At 71.8% G+C, this 18,934-nt stretch carries 17 protein-coding genes; 5 read left to right on the forward strand and 12 right to left on the reverse strand.

Annotated features, from left to right (window positions below; all coding sequences use genetic code 11):
* Nucleotides 1-15: 15 nt before the first annotated feature.
* Nucleotides 16-480 (forward strand): MarR family winged helix-turn-helix transcriptional regulator, encoded by a 465-nt coding sequence (locus ACWD0F_RS21345; RefSeq protein ID WP_449877959.1) that lies wholly within the window; start codon nucleotides 16-18, stop codon nucleotides 478-480.
* A gap of 6 nt (nucleotides 481-486) precedes the next feature.
* On the opposite strand, the gene ACWD0F_RS21350 is transcribed toward ACWD0F_RS21345, so the two are convergent.
* From ACWD0F_RS21350 to ACWD0F_RS21380, 7 genes are read right to left on the reverse strand one after another with little or no spacing between them, the layout of a single operon-like run.
* Nucleotides 487-1,359, reverse strand: coding sequence for an ABC transporter ATP-binding protein (locus tag ACWD0F_RS21350; RefSeq protein ID WP_449877961.1), 873 nt, complete (start codon nucleotides 1,357-1,359; stop codon nucleotides 487-489).
* On the reverse strand, nucleotides 1,356-2,093 hold the full coding sequence (locus ACWD0F_RS21355; protein WP_449877963.1) for an ATP-binding cassette domain-containing protein: 738 nt from the start codon (nucleotides 2,091-2,093) through the stop codon (nucleotides 1,356-1,358). The genes ACWD0F_RS21350 and ACWD0F_RS21355 overlap by 4 nt, the downstream gene beginning before the upstream one ends.
* Nucleotides 2,090-2,941, reverse strand: coding sequence for an ABC transporter permease (locus ACWD0F_RS21360; protein ID WP_449877965.1), 852 nt, complete (start codon nucleotides 2,939-2,941; stop codon nucleotides 2,090-2,092). Before ACWD0F_RS21360 ends, ACWD0F_RS21355 begins: the two co-directional genes overlap by 4 nt.
* Nucleotides 2,938-3,954 carry an ABC transporter permease gene (locus ACWD0F_RS21365; protein ID WP_449877967.1) on the reverse strand — a complete coding sequence of 339 codons (1,017 nt, stop codon included), beginning with the start codon at nucleotides 3,952-3,954 and terminating at the stop codon, nucleotides 2,938-2,940. Before ACWD0F_RS21365 ends, ACWD0F_RS21360 begins: the two co-directional genes overlap by 4 nt.
* Nucleotides 3,955-3,957: 3 nt before the next feature.
* Nucleotides 3,958-5,577, reverse strand: coding sequence for an ABC transporter substrate-binding protein (locus ACWD0F_RS21370; RefSeq protein ID WP_449877969.1), 1,620 nt, complete (start codon nucleotides 5,575-5,577; stop codon nucleotides 3,958-3,960).
* Between the two features lie 22 nt (nucleotides 5,578-5,599).
* On the reverse strand, nucleotides 5,600-7,228 hold the full coding sequence (locus ACWD0F_RS21375) for a hydantoinase/oxoprolinase N-terminal domain-containing protein (RefSeq protein ID WP_449877971.1): 1,629 nt from the start codon (nucleotides 7,226-7,228) through the stop codon (nucleotides 5,600-5,602).
* Nucleotides 7,221-8,279: a DUF917 domain-containing protein gene (locus ACWD0F_RS21380; protein ID WP_449877973.1), complete on the reverse strand. Its 1,059-nt coding sequence runs from the start codon at nucleotides 8,277-8,279 to the stop codon at nucleotides 7,221-7,223. Before ACWD0F_RS21380 ends, ACWD0F_RS21375 begins: the two co-directional genes overlap by 8 nt.
* Before the next feature lie 224 nt (nucleotides 8,280-8,503).
* Here ACWD0F_RS21380 and ACWD0F_RS21385 point away from each other — a divergent pair, with 224 nt between their 5' ends.
* From ACWD0F_RS21385 to ACWD0F_RS21395, 3 genes are all read left to right on the forward strand, one after another.
* Entirely contained in the window at nucleotides 8,504-8,941 is a 438-nt protein-coding gene (locus tag ACWD0F_RS21385) for an RpiB/LacA/LacB family sugar-phosphate isomerase (protein WP_449877975.1), read from the forward strand.
* 81 nt (nucleotides 8,942-9,022) lie between these two features.
* A complete protein-coding gene (locus ACWD0F_RS21390) occupies nucleotides 9,023-10,294 on the forward strand; it encodes an amidohydrolase (protein ID WP_449877977.1) in 1,272 nt (423 codons plus the stop codon).
* A 27-nt stretch (nucleotides 10,295-10,321) separates the two neighbouring features.
* A complete protein-coding gene (locus tag ACWD0F_RS21395; protein WP_449877979.1) occupies nucleotides 10,322-12,943 on the forward strand; it encodes a Tex family protein in 2,622 nt (873 codons plus the stop codon).
* A gap of 84 nt (nucleotides 12,944-13,027) precedes the next feature.
* On the opposite strand, the gene ACWD0F_RS21400 is transcribed toward ACWD0F_RS21395, so the two are convergent.
* Nucleotides 13,028-13,636: a chemotaxis protein CheB gene (locus ACWD0F_RS21400; RefSeq protein ID WP_449877981.1), complete on the reverse strand. Its 609-nt coding sequence runs from the start codon at nucleotides 13,634-13,636 to the stop codon at nucleotides 13,028-13,030.
* A 232-nt stretch (nucleotides 13,637-13,868) separates the two neighbouring features.
* Between ACWD0F_RS21400 and ACWD0F_RS21405 the strand changes: the two genes are divergently transcribed.
* Nucleotides 13,869-14,984, forward strand: coding sequence for a hypothetical protein (locus tag ACWD0F_RS21405; RefSeq protein ID WP_449877983.1), 1,116 nt, complete (start codon nucleotides 13,869-13,871; stop codon nucleotides 14,982-14,984).
* Nucleotides 14,985-15,200: 216 nt separating this feature from the next.
* Here ACWD0F_RS21405 and ACWD0F_RS21410 read toward each other — a convergent pair whose 3' ends face one another.
* The 4 genes from ACWD0F_RS21410 to ACWD0F_RS21425 all read right to left on the reverse strand — a co-directional run bounded on the left by ACWD0F_RS21410 (nucleotide 15,201) and on the right by ACWD0F_RS21425 (nucleotide 18,913).
* The gene (locus tag ACWD0F_RS21410) at nucleotides 15,201-16,250 is read right to left on the reverse strand and encodes a trypsin-like serine peptidase (protein ID WP_449877984.1); all 1,050 of its coding nucleotides are present in this window, start codon (nucleotides 16,248-16,250) and stop codon (nucleotides 15,201-15,203) included.
* A 147-nt stretch (nucleotides 16,251-16,397) separates the two neighbouring features.
* On the reverse strand, nucleotides 16,398-17,456 hold the full coding sequence (locus ACWD0F_RS21415; RefSeq protein WP_449877986.1) for a spore photoproduct lyase family protein: 1,059 nt from the start codon (nucleotides 17,454-17,456) through the stop codon (nucleotides 16,398-16,400).
* Nucleotides 17,453-18,205: a DNA-formamidopyrimidine glycosylase family protein gene (locus ACWD0F_RS21420; protein WP_449877988.1), complete on the reverse strand. Its 753-nt coding sequence runs from the start codon at nucleotides 18,203-18,205 to the stop codon at nucleotides 17,453-17,455. Before ACWD0F_RS21420 ends, ACWD0F_RS21415 begins: the two co-directional genes overlap by 4 nt.
* A 9-nt stretch (nucleotides 18,206-18,214) precedes the next feature.
* Complete coding sequence (locus ACWD0F_RS21425) at nucleotides 18,215-18,913, reverse strand: TetR/AcrR family transcriptional regulator (RefSeq protein WP_449877990.1); 699 nt, start codon at nucleotides 18,911-18,913, stop codon at nucleotides 18,215-18,217.
* Nucleotides 18,914-18,934: the final 21 nt, after the last annotated feature.

Below are 18,934 nucleotides of genomic sequence, written 5' to 3' on the forward strand. Positions count from 1 at the left end.
TAGGTAAGCAAACGGATGGACGCAGACCTCAACGCGACCGTGTCGGCCTTCCGCCAGCTCGTGACGACGCTCAACCGGGGCAAGACGCACGACCGGCTGACCGAGGCCGCCGGCGTCCGGCTGGACCGGCCCGACGTTCAGATCCTCGTCCACCTGCTGGACGCCGCCGAGCCGCGCAGGATCGGGCTGATCGCCGAGGGACTGCAGGTGGAGAGCCCGCACGTGACCAGGCACGTCGCCGCGCTGGAGCAGCGCGCGCTGGTCGAGCGGGTACGCGACCCGGACGACGGCAGGGCCTGGCGCATCGCGCTCACCGAGGAGGGGGCCGAGGTCGCCGCCAAGTGCCGCCGGGTCACCACGGAGTGGTTCGAGGGCGCGCTGGCCGGGTGGTCGGAGGCGGATCGGGCTGAGCTGTCCAGGTTGATGGGGAAGTTGTCGGAAGACGTCTGCGCGCACCTCAAGACGCGGTACACCCCGTGAGCCGGCTCACCGCGCGAGGACGTCCTCCGCGCGGTGGCAGGCGACCTGGCGGCCGTCCACGTCCCTGAGCGGGGGCGGCTGCTCGCAGTCCGGCCCGGCCAGCGGGCAGCGCAGCCGGAACGGGCAGCCGGTCGCCGCGGGCGCGGCCTCGGTCCTGCCCTTGGCCTCGGGCGGAGGGCCGCCGAGCGTGGGCACGGCGTCCCGCAGGGCGCGCGTGTAGGGGTGGGCCGGGCGGGCCAGGAGGTCGCTCGTGCGGCCCGACTCCACGACCCGGCCCGCGAACAACACGTACGAGGTGCGGCACAACCGCGCCACGATCGCCAGGTTGTGGGTGATGAGCAGCCGCTCGGTGTCCAGGGCGGCCAGCAGGTCGAGGATCCTGGCCTGAACGGTGACGTCGAGGGCGCTGGTGGGCTCGTCGAGGATGAGCAGCCGGGGGCCGGCGGCCAGGGCTCTGGCGATCACCACGCGCTGGCGCTGGCCGCCGGAGAGCTGGTGGGGGCGGCGGGTGGCCAGCTCCGGGTCCAAGCCGACCTGGTCGAGCAGCTCCGGCACCCGTGCGCGGGCGGCGCGGGGCAGGGCCTCGGCGATGGAGGCGCCGACGCGCATCCGGGGGTCGAGGGCCTCGGCCTGGAAGACGGGTTGGACATCTCGACGGAACGCCCTCATGTCCACTTTTTTCAGAGTTTGGTCGCCGTACCAGATATTTCCGGAGATGGGGCTGAGGAGGCCCAGGAAGGCGCGCGCGAGGGTCGTCTTGCCCGAGCCGCTCTCCCCGATCAGGCCGACGCCGCCCTCGGTGACGTCCAGGCTCACGTCGTGCACGACGGGGCGCCGGCCGTACGCGAGCGTCACCCGCTCCGCCCTCAGCCTGGTCACGGCAGCGCCTCCAGCAGTTCGCGGGTGTAGGGATGGGCGGGCTCGGCCAGCACCCGGGCGGCGGGGCCCGACTCCACCACCACGCCCGCGCGCATGACGAGCACCCGATCGGCGATCGTCGAGACCAGGGCGAGGTCGTGGGAGACGAGCAGGAGCGCCAGCCCGCGCTCCTGCCTGAGCCGGCGCAGCACGCCGACCACCTCGGCCTGCACGGTCACGTCGAGGGCGCTGGTCGGCTCGTCGGCCAGGATCACCTCGGCGCCCAGCGCGATGGCCAGCGCGATGGCGAAGCGCTGGGCCTGGCCGCCGGAGATCTCGTGGGGGTAACGGCGCAGGATCTCGCGATCGAGCATGACCGCCGCCACGGCCTCCGCCAGGACCTGGGCCGAGCGCGGCTTGCCGTGCAGCTTGAGCGCGCGGCGCATGAGGACGCCGAGGCGGGTGGCGGGGCTCAGCGCGGCCTGGGGCGACTGCGTCACGAGCGCCACCCTGGCGCCTCTGATCTCGCGCAGCCGGCTCGGGCGGGCGGTCAGGACGTCGACGCCGCAGACGCTGACCCGTCCGGAGACGTCGGCGTCCGGGATGAGGCCCAGGAGCGAGAGCAGCGTCGTGGACTTGCCCGAGCCGCTCTCCCCCACGATCGCCACGCACTCCCCCGCGCCCACGTCCAGCTCCGGAACGTCGGCCACGAGCCGCCCGCCGTAGCGGACCTGGAGGTCGCGTACCTCGATCATCGCACCGCCCTCCTCGGGTCGAGCACGTTGCGCAGGCCCTCGCCGAGCACGTTGAACGCGAAGGCCGTCACCAGGATGGCCAGCCCGGGGAAGGTCACGACCCACCAGTTCGTGGTGAAGAGGGCCTGGCCCTGCGCCACCATGAGCCCCCACTCCGCCGTCGGCTCCTGCGCGCCCAGCCCCAGGTACGACAGCGCCGCCGAGGTGAGGATCACGCCGCCCGCGTCCAGGGAGAGCTGGACCAGGACGGGGGTGAGCGAGTTCGGCAGGACGTGCCGCGCGATGATCAGCGGGGCGGGCACGCCGAGGCACCGGGCGGCGTCCACGTAGCCGCGGGTGGCGATCGAGGCCGCCACGGAGGAGGCCAGCCGGGCGTACCAGGGCCACCAGGTCACCGCGATGGCCAGGACGACGGTGTTCACGCTGGGCTGCAGCACGACCGCCAGGGCCAGGGAGAGCAGCAGCGCGGGGAAGGCCAGGAACACGTCCGTGATCCGCATGATCACGTCGCGGAGCCAGCCGCCCGCGTACCCGGCCACCACCCCCAGCGTGACCCCGGCCAGCGCCGACGCGGCCAGGACGGCCACGGCGATGAAGAGCGAGGTGCGGCCGCCGTACAGGATCCTGGTGAGCACGTCGCGGCCGACGTTGTCGGTCCCGAACCAGTGGGCGGCGCTCGGCGGCTGCAGCCCTGCCAGCGGGTTCAGCTCGTCCACCGGGTACGGCGCCAGCCACGGCGCGAAGACCGCGGCCAGGACGACGATCACGATGAGCACCGCGCCCAGGGCGGCGAACCGGTCGGGGATCCTCGGCAACGTGCGGCGCAGCGGCGCCTCGACGTCCGTCATCGCGCCCTCGTCCGCGGGTCGACGAAGCCCTGCAGGAGGTCCACGACCAGGTTGGCCAGGACGTACATCAGGGCCACCAGCAGGGTGACGCCCGCGATGGCCGGGGTGTCCAGCGAGCGGATCGACTCGGCGGCGTAGCGGCCCAGGCCGGGCCAGTTGAAGACGGCCTCGACGAGGAAGCCGTTGACGATCGCGTAGGCGAAGACCAGGGCGATCAGCGACAGGACGGGGCTCAAGGCGGGTCTCAGGGCGAATCTGGTCAGGATGGACGTCTCGCCGAAGCCCAGCGCCCGCTCCAGCCGGGCGTGGTCCTGGCTCGACTCTTCGATGAGGGCCGCCCTGGTCATCTGGGCGATGACGCCCGTGGGGTAGGCGGCCACGACGAGGGCGGGCAGCACCAGGTGTTCGAGGGTGCTGGCGAAGATGGGCCAGTTGCCGGTGATGAGGGCGTCGACGACGGTGACGTTGGTCCACAGGGTGAGGGGGCTGGTGGTGTCGAGGGTGGTGTCGTACTCGCCGGCGACCGGGAACCAGCCGAGGTTGCCGGCGAAGACGGTCTGCAGGGTCAGGGCCAGCCAGAAGACGGGGACGGAGACGGCCAGCACGCTGACGAACCGCACCCCAAAGTCCGGAAATTTCGTCTTATAGCGGGCGGCGAGTACGCCGACCGGAATGCCGACGACTACCGCGACGACAAGCGCCGTGCCGACCAGCTCAAGAGAGGCGGGAAAGGCGAGGTAGAGGTCGTCGCGCACCGGCTGCCTGGTGCGCAGGCTGACGCCCCAGTCGCCGGTGACCAGGTCGCGCACGTAGTGCAGGAGCTGCACCAGGACCGGATCGTCCAGCCCGAACCGCTCGCGCGCCGCCGCGAGCTCCTCGGGCGTGGCCTTCGGCCCGGCGAAGGCCACCGCCGGATCGCCGGGCACCAGCCGCATGACCGCGAACGTGAGCGCGACCACGCCGGTCACGACCAGGAGGGTCTGGCCGAGCCGGCGGGCCAGTTGACGGAGCATGAGTCAGCTTGCGCGCTTGAGGTCGTGGAAGAAGACCACGTTGGGATAGGCGGGGTTGTCCGCATACCCCTCGACGTCGCCGGTGAGCGCGCGCTGGTAGGTCTGCACGTACGGCACGGCCACCGCCGCCCGCTCCTCGATGATCTTGCGTTGCAGGTCCTGGTAGGCCTGGTCGGCCTGCATCGCGTCGGTGGCCGTGAGGCGCGGCAGCGCGTCGATGGCCGAGTCGATCTCCTTGTCCTTGAGGTAGGAGAGGTTGAACTGCGGCTCGGCCGCGCTCTTGAACACGTTGACGAACCAGGAGTAGGCGTCCGCGTAGTCCGGATACCAGTACATGACGAAGATGTCCTGCCCCTGCTTCTTGCCCAGGTCCCACTGCGCGTTCCAGGTCATCGGCCTGGCCTGGAGGGTCACGTTCAGCTGCTTCAGCGCTGAGCTGAGCAGCGTGACCAGCAGCTTCTGGTCGTCGTCGCCCTGGGCGTAGGTCAGGCTGAGCTTGAGCTCGGGGTTGTCGGGGCCGTACCCGGCCTCGCCGAGGAGCTGCTGCGCCCTGGCCAGGTCCTGCTTGGGCTGCATGGCGTTGGCGTGGCCGAGCAGGCCCTGCGGCACCAGGCCACTGGCCTTCTGGCCCGAGCCCTTGAGCGCCGCCGCGAGCCCGTCGTAGTCGATCGCGGCCTGCAGCGCCTGCCGGACCTTGACGTCCTTCGCCGGGCCGGTCGCCGTGTTGAACAGCACCAGCAGGTTCTGGAAGGACGGCGACTGCACGGTCCGCACGCCCTCGGTGGTCCCGGCCTGCTCATAGAGCTGCGGGTTCAGGCGCCGGACGAAGTTCACCTCGCCCTTGCGCAGGAGCTGCCAGGCCGTGGTGATCTCCGGAGTGACGCGGAAGGCGATCTTCTTGTACTGCTCCGGCTGCCAGCCGCCCCAGTAGTCCTCGAACGCCTTCAGCGTGAGCTCGGTCTCCTTGCCCTTCTGCCAGGAGTCGATCGTGTACGGGCCGGTGCCGCCGGTCTTCTTGCCGTCCTTGTCCACCGCGTCCACGTCGTAGATGTAGGCGGCGTAGCCGGAGGAGGCGACGAGGTCGAGCGGGGTGGCGTACTTGAGGGTGAACTTCAGCGTGGCCGCGTCCACCGCCTCGATCGTGTCCACCGCGTCCCAGATGTAGGCCGCGCCGCCCTTCTTCCCGATCGTCCGCTCGATGGCCTTCTTGGCGGTCCCGGCGTCGAAGGTGGCGCCGGAGTGGAACTTCACGCCCTGCCGCAGCTTGAACGTCCACTCCTTGCCGTCCTTCGCCGAGGTCCACTCGGTGGCCAGGCGCGGCTCGGCCTTCTGGGTCTGGAAGTCGTACCTGGTCAGGCCCTCGTAGATGTTGGACATGGCGATGATCTCGTTGGAGTAGGAGGTCGCCGGGTCCCAGTCGCTGACGACGTCCAGGTTGGGCGCGTACACGAACGTGTCGTCGTTGGCCTGCCCGGCCTGCGCGGCCTGGGTGGGCTGGGTCGCCTGGGTGGCCGTCGGGCCTGTCCCGCCGGCGCCGCGCACCTGGCCGCCCGCGCAGGCGGATGCGGTCAGGGCCAGGACACCGGTGATCCCGGCGATCAGCAGGCGCTTGTGCCAGCGCATGGTGGGGGGTCCTTTCGATCAGTCACCGGGCGAGGGGTCCGGCAGCTTTGACGTGTACCCGCACGGCGGGCTCGGAGAGGTAGCTCAGCGGCACTTCGAGGAGGTCGACGATCTCGACGCCGGAGGCATCCGCCCCCGCCGCCACGGCCCGTGCGACCGCCTCGACCTTGGCCCTTTCGATGGCCTCTGACCGGTTATCTCCTGCAGGCAAGATCGTATCGACTCTGCCGCCGGCGAGTGCGATCGCGGCGCCCACGGCGTTGGCCACCTCGGCGTGCTCGGGGCGGATCACCCGGCTCGCGCCGGGGATGTGATCGGGCAGCAGGAACGCCCCGCCGCCCACCGCGACCAGGGGCCTGTCGGCCCTGCCGAGCGCCATCCGGTCCACGGCGTCGATGATCAGCTCATCCGCGAGGGCCACCGCCCGGGACAAGGCGTCGCCGATTCCTTCCGCTATGTCAGTCATTCCGGTTTTTTCTGACAGGTCGATGGCGGCCTCCAGGCGCTCGCGCCAGCCGGCCGCGTCGCGCGGGCTCCGGCCCGCCGCGACGGCCGCGTCCGTCATCGTCACCGTGCCGCCGCCGAACACCAGCGCCTCCCCGGTGATCCGGTAGCCGACGGAGTCGGGCCCGATCCCCCGGTCGCGCACGACGGTCCCGCCGCCGAGCGCGATGGCCAGGATGTCCGGCATCCGGAAGTTCGTCAGCACCCCGCCGATCTCGACGGCCGCCGCCGACTCTCTCGGGAAGCCGCCGGTCAGCACCCCCAGGTCCGTGGACGTGCCGCCCACGTCCACCACGATCGCGTCCGTCACGCCGGACAGGAACGCGGCGCCGCGCAGGGAGTTCGCCGGGCCGGAGCCGATCGTGGACACCGGCAGGCGCGCGGCGTGCTCCACCGTCATGAGCGTGCCGTCGTTCTGCGCCAGGTACGGCTGCGCGCCCAGCCCCCGCTCGGCCAGCGCGGTGACCAGGGCGCCGGTGACGTGGGCCGCGACGCCGTACAGGGCGGCGTTGAGCACGGTGGCGTTCTCGCGTTCCAGCAGGCCCAGCGAGCCGATCTCGTGGCTCACCGAGACCGGCAGGCCGTACTCCGCCCGGATCAGCTCCGCCACCAGGCGCTCGTGCTCGTCGCTCGCCGGGCTGAACACGCTGGTCACCGCCACGGCGTCGGCCTCCGTGCCGTCCAGGAAGCGGCGGACGGCGTCGAGGTCGGGCGGGCTGATCTCGCGGCCGTCGACGTAGTGGCCGCCGCGCACGATCGCCTCACCCGCCGAGACGGCCGCGCGCAGGTCGTCGGGCCAGTCGGAGAGCGGGGGCACGGAGGTGGTGGCGGGGGCGCCGAGCCTGAGCACGGCGACGCGGCCGAGGTTGCGCCGCTCCAGGATGGCGTTGGTGGCGTGCGTGGTGCCGAGCATGACCCGGGTGATCCGCTGCTCCGGCGCGCCCGCTCCGTCCGGCTTCTTTGATGCGCCCGGCGTCCTGGGCGGGGGCAGTTCGGCCAGGACGGCGTCCAGGGCCGCGCGCAGGCCCTCGGTCACGTCGGGCGTGGTCGGCCGCTTGGCCTTCGCGATCACCCGGTTGTCGGCGCCGAGCACCACCGCGTCGGTGTTGGTGCCGCCGACGTCGATCCCGATCCGCAGGTCAGCCACGCGCCATCAGCTCCTCGACGGGAACGTAGTCCAGGTCGTAGCCGAACGCCTTGGGCCCGGCCGTCTCCAGGCCCTTGGGCGTGCGCCAGAGCGGGTCGCACGGCCAGGCGAGGACCGTGACGCGCTGGCCGTACCGGAGGGCCTCGGTCTGGACGGCGCCGGCGGTCTCGGTGTCCACGACGGTGATGAGGTCGGGCACCATCGCGCGTACCCGGTCGTTCTCGACGGCGACCAGGTTCTCGTTCTGGAGCTCCAAGGTCAGCGTGCGGCCCCGGTCGGCGCCGGTGCCGTCCACGGTGGCCGTGCCGCGGACGAAGCCGCCCGTCGTCCTGCGCGCCACGTCGGACAGCTTGCCGGTGATCAGCCGGCCGGCGCCGAGCCGGCCCTGGAGCGCCTGGAGAGGGTCGGCCGCGCCCTCCGTGGCCCTGCCGACCTCGATGGCCCGCGTGACCGTGCCCTCGATGACCGCGCCCCTCGCCTGGGCTGCGGTGAGCACGTAGTCGGCCATCAGCGCACTCGATCCCGACGCCACGCACACCGCCCGCGCCAGCCGCTCCGACCACAGGCCGTCCACCGGGCGGATGGTCGTCACGTTCCCTGCGACGTCCGTCATGATCACCAGGTCGGCCGGGAGGCCCGCCACGTACATGGAGACCATCTGCACCTCCGGGAACGCCCGCCCCATGCCGTCGGCGTCGAGCAGCGGCAACCCGAGCTGCGCCGCCCACGCCACGGGGACCACCCCGTTGGAGCCGCCGATCTCGGAGGACATGATCGCGCTCGGACGGCGGCCGAAGATCCGCTCGATCTCGTCGGCGATACGTTTCGGCTCGTCCTCGCTGTGGATCATCTCGTGGCCGACGGTCGGGGCGCCGATGCCCGACAGCGGCACGACCAGCGCGTCGTCGGGAAGGTCGGCCAGCTCGATGAGCGGCACCTCGCCGTACTGACGGATCGCCCTGACGGCGGCCAGCGAGCCCGTACGCACGTCGCCCCCGCCGCCCGTGCCCAGAACGGCGCACCCTCGGGCGAGCGCCGGAATATCACTCACGTCAATAGTCATATGACGCCACAACCAAGCACATAGCACCTCAATGTGCCAGCGCGACACGGATGACCACGGTATATGCGCAGCGGCCGCCCGTTCCGTTCCGCGCGGGCGCCGGTGTGCCCGCCGTTTCATCGGCCGTTCCAGGCGGGCCGCACTCGCCACCGTTCGCGGATTCCCTTCAGGCCCGGTGCGCTGGTACATCTGTGGTGAGGAAGGGAGGGCACATGCGCTTTTCCGTGGCCGCCGACAGCAAGGACGGTGTCGCCGAGCGAGTCGTGGCGCAGTTGCTCAGGCGGGGGCACGAGGTGGTGGCGGCCCACGGCGCGCTCGCCGAGGAGGAGCGCGACGACTGGGCGTGGGCCTGCGAGCTGGCCGCCAGAGACGTCGGCGAGGGGCGGGCCGACCAGGCGGTCGTCTGCTGCTGGACCGGCACGGGCGCCTCGATCGCGGCCAACAAGGTGCCGGGCGTCCGGGCCGCGCTGTGCGTCGACGCCTACACCGCCGACGGCGCGCGCAAGTGGAACGACGCCAACGTGCTGGCGCTCAGCCTGCGGCTGACCTCGGACGTGGTGCTGGAGGAGATCCTTGACGCCTGGTTCGAGGGGCGGCCGAGTACGGACCCCGGTGACGTGGCCAACGTCTCCCACGTCGACGAGCTCTGACCGGCGCGCGCCGACACCCCGACCGCAACCGTCACGGCCGAGGCACCGAATTCGTCGGTCCCGCCGTTTAGGGTGCTTGGCATGACCGACGTGTTGCTCCGCGGCGGGCGCCCTTGGGGCCTCGACGCCCCCGCCGACGTCCTGATCCGCGACGGCCGCATCGACCGTGTCGATCAGCGCGTCGACCGACCCGCTGACCAGCGTGGCGACTCAGGCGTCGACCAGCGTGTTGACCAACGTGCCGACCCGGGCGTCGACCAACGTGGCGACCAGCGTGGCGATCCGGGCGTCGACGCCTCCGGTGTCCTGGTCGTCGACATCGAAGGGCAGCTCGTTCTGCCCGGTCTGGTCGAGGCGCACTGCCACCTCGACAAGACCCTCTACGGCGGTCCGTGGGTCCCGCACACCGCCGACGACACGCTGGCGGGCCGCATCGGCAACGACCTCGGCCGCCGCGCCGGCCTCGGCGTGCCGAGCGTCGAGCGGATCGGCGCGTTACTGGCGCGCATGAGCGCGGCGGGCACCACCCACGTCCGCACCCACACCGACATCGACCCGCAGGCGGGCCTCCGGGGCGTCGAAGCCGTGCTCGAAGCCGCCGCCGGCTCGCCCGTCGACGTGCGGCAGGTCGCGTTCCCGCAACACGGCGTGCTCACCAACCCGGGCACCGCCGAGCTGCTCGAAGCGGCCCTGAAGAGCGGCGTCGAGGCGGTCGGCGGCCTCGACCCGGCCGGCGGCGACCGCGACCCGGTGCGCCACCTCGACGTGATCTTCGGCCTGGCCGAGCGCCACGGCGCCCGGCTCGACATCCATCTGCACGACGGCGGCTCGCTGGGCGGCTGGGAGCTGGAGCTCATCACCGAGCGCACCAAGGCGCTCGGGCTGGGCGGCAGGGTGGCGGTCAGCCACGCCTACGCGCTCGGCCAGCTCGACGAGGCTTACCAGGACCGTCTGATCCAGGGCTTCGCCGAGGCGGGCGTCGCGCTGGTGACCGCGGCCGTCTACAGCTTCCCCGTGCCCCCCATCAAGAAGTTGCGGGCCGCGGGCGTGACCGTCGCCTGCGGGCACGACGGCATCCGCGACCTGTGGGGCCCCTACGGCACCGGCGACATGCTGGAGCGGGCGATGCACGTCGCCTACCGCAGCACGTTCCGCGGGGACGACGACATCGCGCTCGCGCTGGAGGCGGCCACCTACGGCGGCGCCACGGCGCTCGGGCTGGCCGATTACGGCCTGAGGCCGGGCGACCGGGCCGATCTTGTCGTGGTGCCCGCCGGGAGCGCGGCGGAGGCGGTGGTCGTTCACCCTGCGCGCACTCTGGTCATCAAAGACGGCGTAGTCCTGCACAATTGACCCGCGGGACCATCGAAAGGCAGGCAAGTGCTCTCTATTCATCAGCGGATCGCCGCGGAGCTCGGCGTACGCGACGGACAGGTGCAGGCGGCCGTCGACCTGCTCGACAGCGGCGCGACCGTGCCGTTCATCGCGCGCTACCGCAAGGAGGCCACCGGCACCCTCGACGACGCGCAACTGCGCACGCTGGAGGAGCGGCTGCGCTACCTTCGCGAGCTGGAGGAGCGCAGGGCGGCGATCCTGGAGTCGATCGAGTCCCAGGGCAAGCTGGACGACGAGCTGCGTGCGCAGATCATGGCGGCCGAGACCAAGGCCAGGCTTGAGGACATCTACCTGCCTTACAAGCCCAAGCGGCGCACCAAGGCGCAGATCGCCCGCGAGCTGGGCCTTGAGCCGCTCGCGGACCAGTTGCTCGCCGACCCTGCGCTCGACCCCGCGGCCACGGCCAAGGACTTCGTCACCGAGGGCGTGGCCGACGCGGGCGCTGCGCTGGAGGGGGCCAGGGCGATCCTCATCGAGCGCTTCGCCGAGGACGCCGACCTCATCGGCAGCCTGCGCGAGCAGCTCTGGACCCGGGGGCGGCTGGTGTCGGCGGTCCGCGACGGCAAGGAGGAGGCGGGGGCCAAGTTCTCCGACTACTTCGAGTTCGGCGAGCCGTTCACGAAGCTGCCCTCGCACCGGATCCTCGCGATGTTCAGGGGTGAGAAGGAGGAGGTGCTGTCGGTCACCCTGGAGCCCGACGACAGCCCCGACTACGAGTTGCGCATCGCCTCCCGGTTCGGCGTCTCCGACGAGGGCCGCCCGGCCGACAAGTGGCTGACCGAGACCGTGCGCTGGGCCTGGCGCACCCGCATCCTCGTGCATCTCGGCATCGACCTGCGGATGCGGTTGTGGCAGGCGGCCGAGGACGAGGCGGTCAGGGTGTTCGCCACCAACCTGCGCGACCTGCTGCTGGCCGCTCCGGCGGGCAGCCGGGCGACGATGGGCCTCGACCCGGGCCTGCGCACCGGCGTCAAGGTGGCCGTGGTCGACGCCACCGGCAAGGCCGTCGAGACCGCGACCATCTACCCGCACGAGCCCAAGCGGCAGTGGGACCAGTCGCTCGCCGTGCTGGGCGCGCTCGCGCAGCGGCACGGGGTCGAGCTGATCGCCATCGGCAACGGCACGGCCTCCCGCGAGACCGACAAGCTGGCCGGTGAGCTGGTCGCGCATCTGCCGTCGGTGACCAAGATCGTGGTCTCGGAGGCCGGGGCCTCGGTCTACTCCGCCTCGCCGTACGCGTCGCAGGAGCTGCCCGACATGGACGTGTCGCTGCGCGGCGCGGTCTCCATCGCCCGCAGGCTGCAGGACCCGCTGGCCGAGCTGGTCAAGATCGACCCCAAGTCGATCGGCGTCGGCCAATACCAGCACGACCTGGCCGAGTCCAAGCTCTCCCGCTCGCTCGACGCGGTCGTCGAAGACTGCGTCAACGGCGTCGGGGTCGACGTCAACACGGCGTCGGCGCCGCTGCTCACCCGCGTGTCCGGCATCGGCGCCACGCTCGCCGAGAGCATCGTCCGCCACCGCGACGCCAACGGCCCCTTCCGCAGCCGCGCCGCGCTGAAGAGTGTGCCGCGACTGGGCCCCAAGGCGTTCGAGCAGTGCGCGGGCTTCCTGCGCATCCGTGGCGGCGACGATCCGCTCGACGTGTCCAGCGTGCACCCGGAGGCCTACCCGGTGGTGCGCCGCATCCTGGGCTCGGCCAATACCGACCTCAAGACCCTGATCGGCAACACGGCGGCGCTGCGCACGCTCAAGCCGGCGGACTTCACGGACGAGACGTTCGGGCTGCCCACGGTCACGGACATCCTGCGCGAGCTGGAGAAGCCGGGCCGCGACCCGCGTCCGGCCTTCAAGACCGCCACCTTCAAGGAGGGCGTCGAGAAGATCTCCGACCTGGCCTCCGGCATGATCCTGGAGGGCGTGGTCACCAACGTGGCCGCCTTCGGCGCGTTCGTCGACATCGGCGTGCACCAGGACGGCCTGGTCCACGTGTCGGCCATGTCCCGCAATTATGTGAAGGATCCGCGCGATGTCGTCAAGTCCGGCGACATCGTCCGCGTCAAGGTGCTCGACGTCGACATCCCCCGCAAGCGCATCTCCCTGACGCTTCGCCTGGAGGACGAGACGACCGCACCCGCCGCCGGCGAACCCCGCAGAGGCGGCGGACGCCAGGGCACCCGCGGCGACGACACCCGCAGCAGCCGCGGCCCCTCCGGTGGCACCAGCACCAGTGGCGGCCCCGGTGGCGGTTCCGGCCCGGGTTCCAGTGGCGGCCCCGGCCCGGGTTCCAGTTCCGGTGGCGGCCCTGGTGGCGGTTCCGGCTCCGGTGACGGCGGCCGTGGCGGCAGCCGAGGGGATGGCGGCCGAGGTGCAGGCCGAGGTGGTCGTGGGCAAGGCGGCCAGGCAGGTCTGGGTGACGGCCAGCGCGGACGCGGCGACGCAGGCCGAGGCGACGGCAGGGGCGACGGCGGGCAGCGCGGCGGTGACGGCGGGCAGCGCGGCCGGGGCGACGGGCAGCGCGGCGGACGCCGCCAGGACCGTCCGGCTCCCACGGGCGCCATGGCCGAGGCACTGCGCAAGGCAGGGCTGGACGGCGACAACCGCTAGAACGTGCGGGCAACCCGGCCGGTCGCAGGCCACCAGCGATGCGACCGGCCGGGAAACGCGAAGGACACGAGACCGAACCTGCTCTCAGCCGGCTGCGATGTGCTCGATGATCGCGGAGGCGATGTCGTCGAGGGCGACGACCTCCTTGACATGGTGGGTGTCGATGGCGGCCGACGGCATGGCGAAGAACTTGGAGGAGGCCTGGTCCTGGGCGATGACGGTGCCGCCGCAGTGCGCGATGGCGCGTACGCCTGCCTGGCCGTCGTGGCCCATGCCGGTGAGGATGACCGCCAGCGCACGGGGGCCGCAGGTGACCGCCAGGGTGGCCAGGAGCAGGTCCGCCGAAGGGCGGGCCGGTGGCAGGTCCCCGGCCTCGATCAGGCCGATCTTGGCTTGCGCGGTCACCAGCAGGTGCTGTCCTGGCGGGACCACCATGACCGTGCCCGGCCGCATCTCGCTGTTGTTCTCGGCGACCGTGACCGCGAGGTCGGTCCGTTTCTGGAGGATGGCGGCCAGATGGGAGGGGCGGAGCGGGTCCTGGTGCAGGGCGGCCAAGATGGTGGCGCCCAGCTCGGCGGGGAGGGGAGCCAGCACGCGTGACAGCGCGTCGATTCCACCGGCGGAGGCGATCAGCGCCACCACCGGAAAGGGCACGGCGAAGTCCCTCTCGACGCCGGAGGGGACACGAACCACGCCCCTGTCCGATGGAACATCAGGGCCGCTCCCCATGCTCGTCATACGAGCAATTAACCACATACCGCGTCACCGTGCCGAGACCTACCGCTGTGAGCTGCCGGTTCTGCGGCGGAGTCACCCGCTTCGGGGAACATCCGGGTGGGTGGCCGGATCCTGCCTCTCAAATGCCGGGTGGTGGCCGGCTCCTGTCTCGCGGATCTCGCGTCCGTGGTGGCGATACGGTGCAGATGTGAGTACGACAACGTTCGACACGGCGATCACCCAGGCCCGAGACCTGCTCAGATGGCGTTCCCCGTTGCGGACGGAGCTATGGGCGGCCCGGCTCGCGGGAGCTCTGGAGCCCGATGAGGTCGAGCCCCTTCTGCGGCGGCTGGCGGCGGACGGCGGGACGGAGGCACGCCTCACGCTCGCCGCCCTGGCAGCGGTCGGCGAACCAGGCGAACGGGCAGCGGTCAACGAACCCGGCGGGCCGGCAGCGGCCAACGAACCGAACGAACGGGCAGCGGTCAACGAGCCAGGCGGACCGGCAGCGGCCAACGAGCCAGGCGAACGGGCAGCGGTCGACGAGCCGGGTGGGGCCGGCGCCGGGCCGTACACGGCGGCCGGGAGCGGGGTGGCGGTGACGCTGCCTGAGTGGGCGAGCCGGATGGGCCGGGTGACGTCCGAGGGCGCCTGGTACGGCAAGGCCGACCCCTACGGCGAGCAGACCCTGGCCGTCCTGTCCTTCCGCTACGAGAACGGCAAGGAGCCGCATCTCCTCGTCGTCGGCATCGACCAGCCCAACGGCGGGCTGGCGGTCGACGCGCTGGTCGAGGAGGTGAAGTTCCTCGACGACCTGGGGCTGCGGGCGGCGGAGCCGGGGGTGGTCGCGGGACGCGTGCTGGACGCCTTGGAGCTGGGTGACCGGATCATGGGCTCGATGGTGGCCGAGACGCTGGCGGCCGTGCGCCCGTTCGCGGTCGCGCGTGCCCACGCCGTGCCCGGTCTGGTACGCGGCGCGTCCGACGGCACGACGGCGGAGTTCGATGGGCTGCCGGAGCTGCCGGGGGCGCGGGAGGCGTTCGAGAAGCTGTCGGAGTTCGTCGGGGATCGGGCGTTGTGGTGGAGCCCGGCGCGGGTCTCACAGTTCCTGACCTCGTGGTTGCCCCGGGAGGCGATCCTGTCGGATGAGGCCATCGCGGCGATGCCCGAGGTGCTCCGGGCGTGGAGCCGGTTCTCAGGTGATCACCCGGCGGTGCTGCGGCAGGTCGACGAGGACGCGCCCGGCCTGCCCCTCCTCATGGCCGACGACTCCCTGGCCGGACTCGGCAAGCGCATCGCTCGGCAGCAGCAGGAACAGCAGTAGGAGGAGGAGCAGAAGAGCGGGTGCCCGTCACGATCCGGCTGTCTCATGAGACGGCGCGGCGCTCCGCACGTTACCGGCGTGGAACCCCACTTCAGGGCCCCACGCCGGTGCCTGCCGGGTCAGCGGATCCTTGATCCTGCGGAAGAGCTGCTCAGCCCGTCTCACCCATCGTGCGGCCGGCCTCCACGCGAGGAGCCGGGTGCTGAAGAGAGCACGTCAGGTGATGCGGCCGGTCCAGAGGGAGGCCGCGGCGTGGTAGATGCCGGCCAGCGAGGTGTCGAAGTAGGGGGAGATCCCCGTGTCGTAGCGGCCGTCGCCGTCGGTGTCGGAGACCCCGGCCGTGATGCCGTTGAGGTAGCCGAGGCCGCGCTCGTCCACGTAGTCCTGCAGCCAGGGCGAGCCGAGCGAGCCCTCACCGGTGAACGGGGACTCGACGCCGACCAGCAGGTCGGCGGACGGGCTGGACAGGTTCGTCGCGGACTCCTGCCCGCTGGAGCGTTCGAGGCTCTGGCCGGTGTAGGGCCGGGTCCCGTCGGGGTGGGGGCCGGCGGGGTAGCCGAAGACGTCGACCGCGGGGGCCGTCGTCTCGTCGATCCTCTGGTTGAAGGCCAGACCCTGCCCGCCGACGATGTCCCCCAGTCGGCCGTTGGTGGTGAGTGTGCCATCGCCGGACGGGACGACGCCGCTGTAGACGCTGACGAAGGCGACGTCGCGGTCGGGATCGCGATATTGCGTGAAGTCGTAGTGGGTGATCACCTGCTTGCCGGCGTAAATGCCGTACGGGTGCGTGCCGTCGGTGGCGGGGCCGGGGATGAAGACCCAGTGGTAGGTCGTGGCGGGCGGGCTCACCATGTCGTACACGCAGTGCGCTGCCGTGGCGACGAGGTTGCGGTACTGGCCCTGCAGGGCGACGCCCGTGCACCAGTGCGGCTGGTGGTCACCGCCGACGAAGAACACCTTGCCAGTGGTCCGGGGCGGGTCGCCCTCTGTCGGCGGGACCAGCGGGGGGTAGTGGATGGGCTTGCCGGGCGGCACGATGGTGCCGGAGGTGCGTTCCCCGCTGACGTCGTACGGCGGGACGAAAGGAGCGGCGTTCCGCAGGTTGGCGCCCCCGTCGGCCAGCCAGTACGCCACGGCCTGCTGCGCCTGCGGCACGCCGGAGACCAGTGGGGCCGACACCACGTCCGCCGCGAGGGCGGGCGCGGCCGGAGCGATGGCGGTCAACAGGCCTAACGCGAGCCCGCACGCGAGCAGTTTGCGTCTCATGTCGATCATCCCCATTCCCCTGTGGGGCCGCCTCGGTGACGGCCCGCCTGGAGCAGCAGGAAGATCGTAAACGCCAGAGATCACACGGGAAAGACTTTTTCGAACTGAATTTCGATCGATAATTGATGGGCGGACAGGCGGGCGAAGTCAGAACGCGTACCGGATCCGGCAGCAGGGAAGCCGGGTGGCGATCAGCTCCGTGAGAGCGGCCACATAGTGCCCTTTGTGCCCGGTCCGATAGCGAACGTTCCATCCGCCGGTCTCCGAGCGCTTGGCCTGCTGCAGCTCCGGCCGCCACAACACTTCCTCCGCCTTCGGATGCCACCCCAGATTGACGGTGTGCAGCCGGTCGTTGTGGGTGAGGAAGATGACCTCGGCGGCGAGCTGGCGGCGCGCCTCCGCGCTGAGGGCGTCGTCGAGCTGGGTGAGCAGCTCAGCCCAGTCCTCCAGCCAGCCCTCGCGTACCACCACGGGGCTGAGGTTGACGTGGACCTCGTAGCCGGCGGCGACGAAGTCGTTGATCGCGGCGATCCGATCGGCGATCGGCGAGGTGCGGATGTCGAGCAGCTTGGAGTCGGCAAAAGGCATCAGGCTGAACCGGATCCGGGTGCGCCCCTGCGGATCCCAGTCGAGCAGGTCCCGGTTGACGTGCTTGGTGGCGAAGCTGGCCTTGGCGTTCGGCAGGAAGCGGAAGAGCTCCACCAGGTCGCGTACGTTGCCGGAGATCGTCGCGTCCAGGGAGCAGTCGGAGTTCTCGCCGATGTCGTAGACCCAGGCGTGCGGGTCCACCTGGTTCGGCTGCGTTTTGGGGCCCTGCCGGGCGGCGTGGCGGGAGACGTACGCGATGATCTTGTCGATGTTGGCGAAGACCGTGATCGGGTTGCTGTAGCCCTTGCGGCGCGGCACGTAGCAGTAGGCGCAGGCCATGGCGCAGCCGTTGGCCGTGGACGGGGCGATGAAGTCGGCGGAGCGGCCGTTGGGGCGGGCCGTGAGCGACTTCTTGACCCCGAGCACCAGGGCCTCGGTCTTGATCCGGACCCAGCGGGCCACGTTGGCCTCATCCCCGTAGAGCTCGGGGATGCGATGGTGGCTGTCGATCTCGATGCGTTCGGCGTCGGGGAAACGGGCGAGGATCTCGCGGCCGCGCGGCAACCCGGCCGCCGCCGGCTCGACGTAGACGCGCCGGATGTCCAAGAGGCCGCTCATGGTCGCTCCGGCTGGTCCATCGGACAAGAATATGCGGTCCTGGAGGCAAGTTGCCAGGTCAGGACGGGTGTACCGCACCGGCGGCAGTGCTCTCTCCGGTAGACCCAGCGCTCGTCGGGGGCGTCCGGGTCGCTGATCACCTGCCCGGCGTCCCGCCCCAGGGCGAGGTACGCGACCGCGGCGTCCCACAGGCGGCCGGCGGTGTCCGCGTCGAGACGGCGGGCGCCCGGATGGAGGCCGGCGAGGAAGAGCAGCTCCGCCCGCCACGCGTTCCCGATCCCCGCCCACACCTTCTGGTCGAGCACGGCGGCGCCCACGGGTCCGCCGAACGCCGTCAGCCGCGCGACCGCCTCCGATCGGGCGGCGTCGGGTCTGAGCGGGTCGGGGCCCAGCGAGGCACGCAGCGCACCGACCGCCTCCGCGTCGAACGGCTCGCACCGCGAAGGGGCGATGAGGTCGAAGGCCACGTCGTCCGCGGCCAGCCGCAGCCGGGTGCCGGGACGCGGCGCCGACGCGGGGTCGTCGTACCGCAGGAAGATCCCGCGCATGCCCAGATGCACGTGGATCGCCGGCGCGTCCTCGAAGTGGTAGAGCAGGTGCTTGCCCAGGGCCTCCACCGCCACGAGCGCCCGCCCGTCGTACGGCCGCGCGTCGAAGCGCCCCTGCGGCCCAGATGCTCGCAGCACGTGCCCGGCCAGCGCCGCGTGCTGCTCCGCCGCGTGGCGGTGAACCAGGTGTCCCTCGGGCATGCCCGGTCTCTACCCCCTGAGCTGGGCGGACGCGCTCGACAGGAGCATGTCGAGTGCCGTCGGGTAGGCGCTGTCGTTCATCCGGGCGACGAGCAGGGGCGCGGTGGCGGCGATGTGGGGATGGGTGGCGGCGGGCAGGCGGGCGTAGGTGTCGCGCCACACCTCCTCATCGGCCTCCCGAGCGGCCTTGGGCAGGGCCAGCGTGGCGGCGTCGAGGATGGCGAAGGCCAGGCTCTGGTCGATGAACGCGTGATAGATCCGCACCGCGTCGGCGTCCGCGAACCCGGCCCCGCGCAGGATGCCGATGATCGTCTCGTCGCCGGTCACCTCGTTCGGCCGGCCCGTGACCCGGCTGGCCGTCAGCACGGCGGCCTGCGGGTGGGCCTGATAGGCGTGGTGGACGCGCAGGCCGAGGTCGCGCAGGTCGGCCCGCCAGTCGCCGGTGGGCCGCCAGTCGGCCATCGCGTGGCTGAACAGCTCGTCCGCGATGGCCAGGATCAGGTCGTCCATGCCACGGAAGTACCGGTAGACCGTGCTGGCGTCGGCGCCCAGCGCGAGGCCGAGGCGGCGGGCGCTGAGACCGTCGGCCCCGTGCTCGCGCAGCATGCGCAGGGCCGTCTCGACGATGAGCGCGTGCGTCAGCACCTGCCCCTGCTTGGTGGGACGCCGCCGCCTGCGTGCCGTCTCCGGCACCACCCGCTTGGCCACGGAGGTCCTCCTTATGCCAAC

It is taken from the genome of Nonomuraea sp. NPDC002799 (genome assembly GCF_053592075.1).

Bases quoted from the DNA above. Each gene is read 5' to 3' on its own strand.
- ACWD0F_RS21390 (WP_449877977.1), top strand. From the start codon at position 9,023: ATGACCGACGTGTTGCTCCGCGGCGGGCGCCCTTGGGGCCTCGACGCC.
- ACWD0F_RS21410 (WP_449877984.1), bottom strand. From the start codon at position 16,250: ATGAGACGCAAACTGCTCGCGTGCGGGCTCGCGTTAGGCCTGTTGACC.
- ACWD0F_RS21355 (WP_449877963.1), bottom strand. From the start codon at position 2,093: ATGATCGAGGTACGCGACCTCCAGGTCCGCTACGGCGGGCGGCTCGTG.
- ACWD0F_RS21420 (WP_449877988.1), bottom strand. From the start codon at position 18,205: ATGCCCGAGGGACACCTGGTTCACCGCCACGCGGCGGAGCAGCACGCG.
- ACWD0F_RS21370 (WP_449877969.1), bottom strand. From the start codon at position 5,577: ATGCGCTGGCACAAGCGCCTGCTGATCGCCGGGATCACCGGTGTCCTG.
- ACWD0F_RS21365 (WP_449877967.1), bottom strand. From the start codon at position 3,954: ATGCTCCGTCAACTGGCCCGCCGGCTCGGCCAGACCCTCCTGGTCGTG.
- ACWD0F_RS21385 (WP_449877975.1), top strand. From the start codon at position 8,504: ATGCGCTTTTCCGTGGCCGCCGACAGCAAGGACGGTGTCGCCGAGCGA.
- ACWD0F_RS21360 (WP_449877965.1), bottom strand. From the start codon at position 2,941: ATGACGGACGTCGAGGCGCCGCTGCGCCGCACGTTGCCGAGGATCCCC.
- ACWD0F_RS21415 (WP_449877986.1), bottom strand. From the start codon at position 17,456: ATGAGCGGCCTCTTGGACATCCGGCGCGTCTACGTCGAGCCGGCGGCG.
- ACWD0F_RS21345 (WP_449877959.1), top strand. From the start codon at position 16: ATGGACGCAGACCTCAACGCGACCGTGTCGGCCTTCCGCCAGCTCGTG.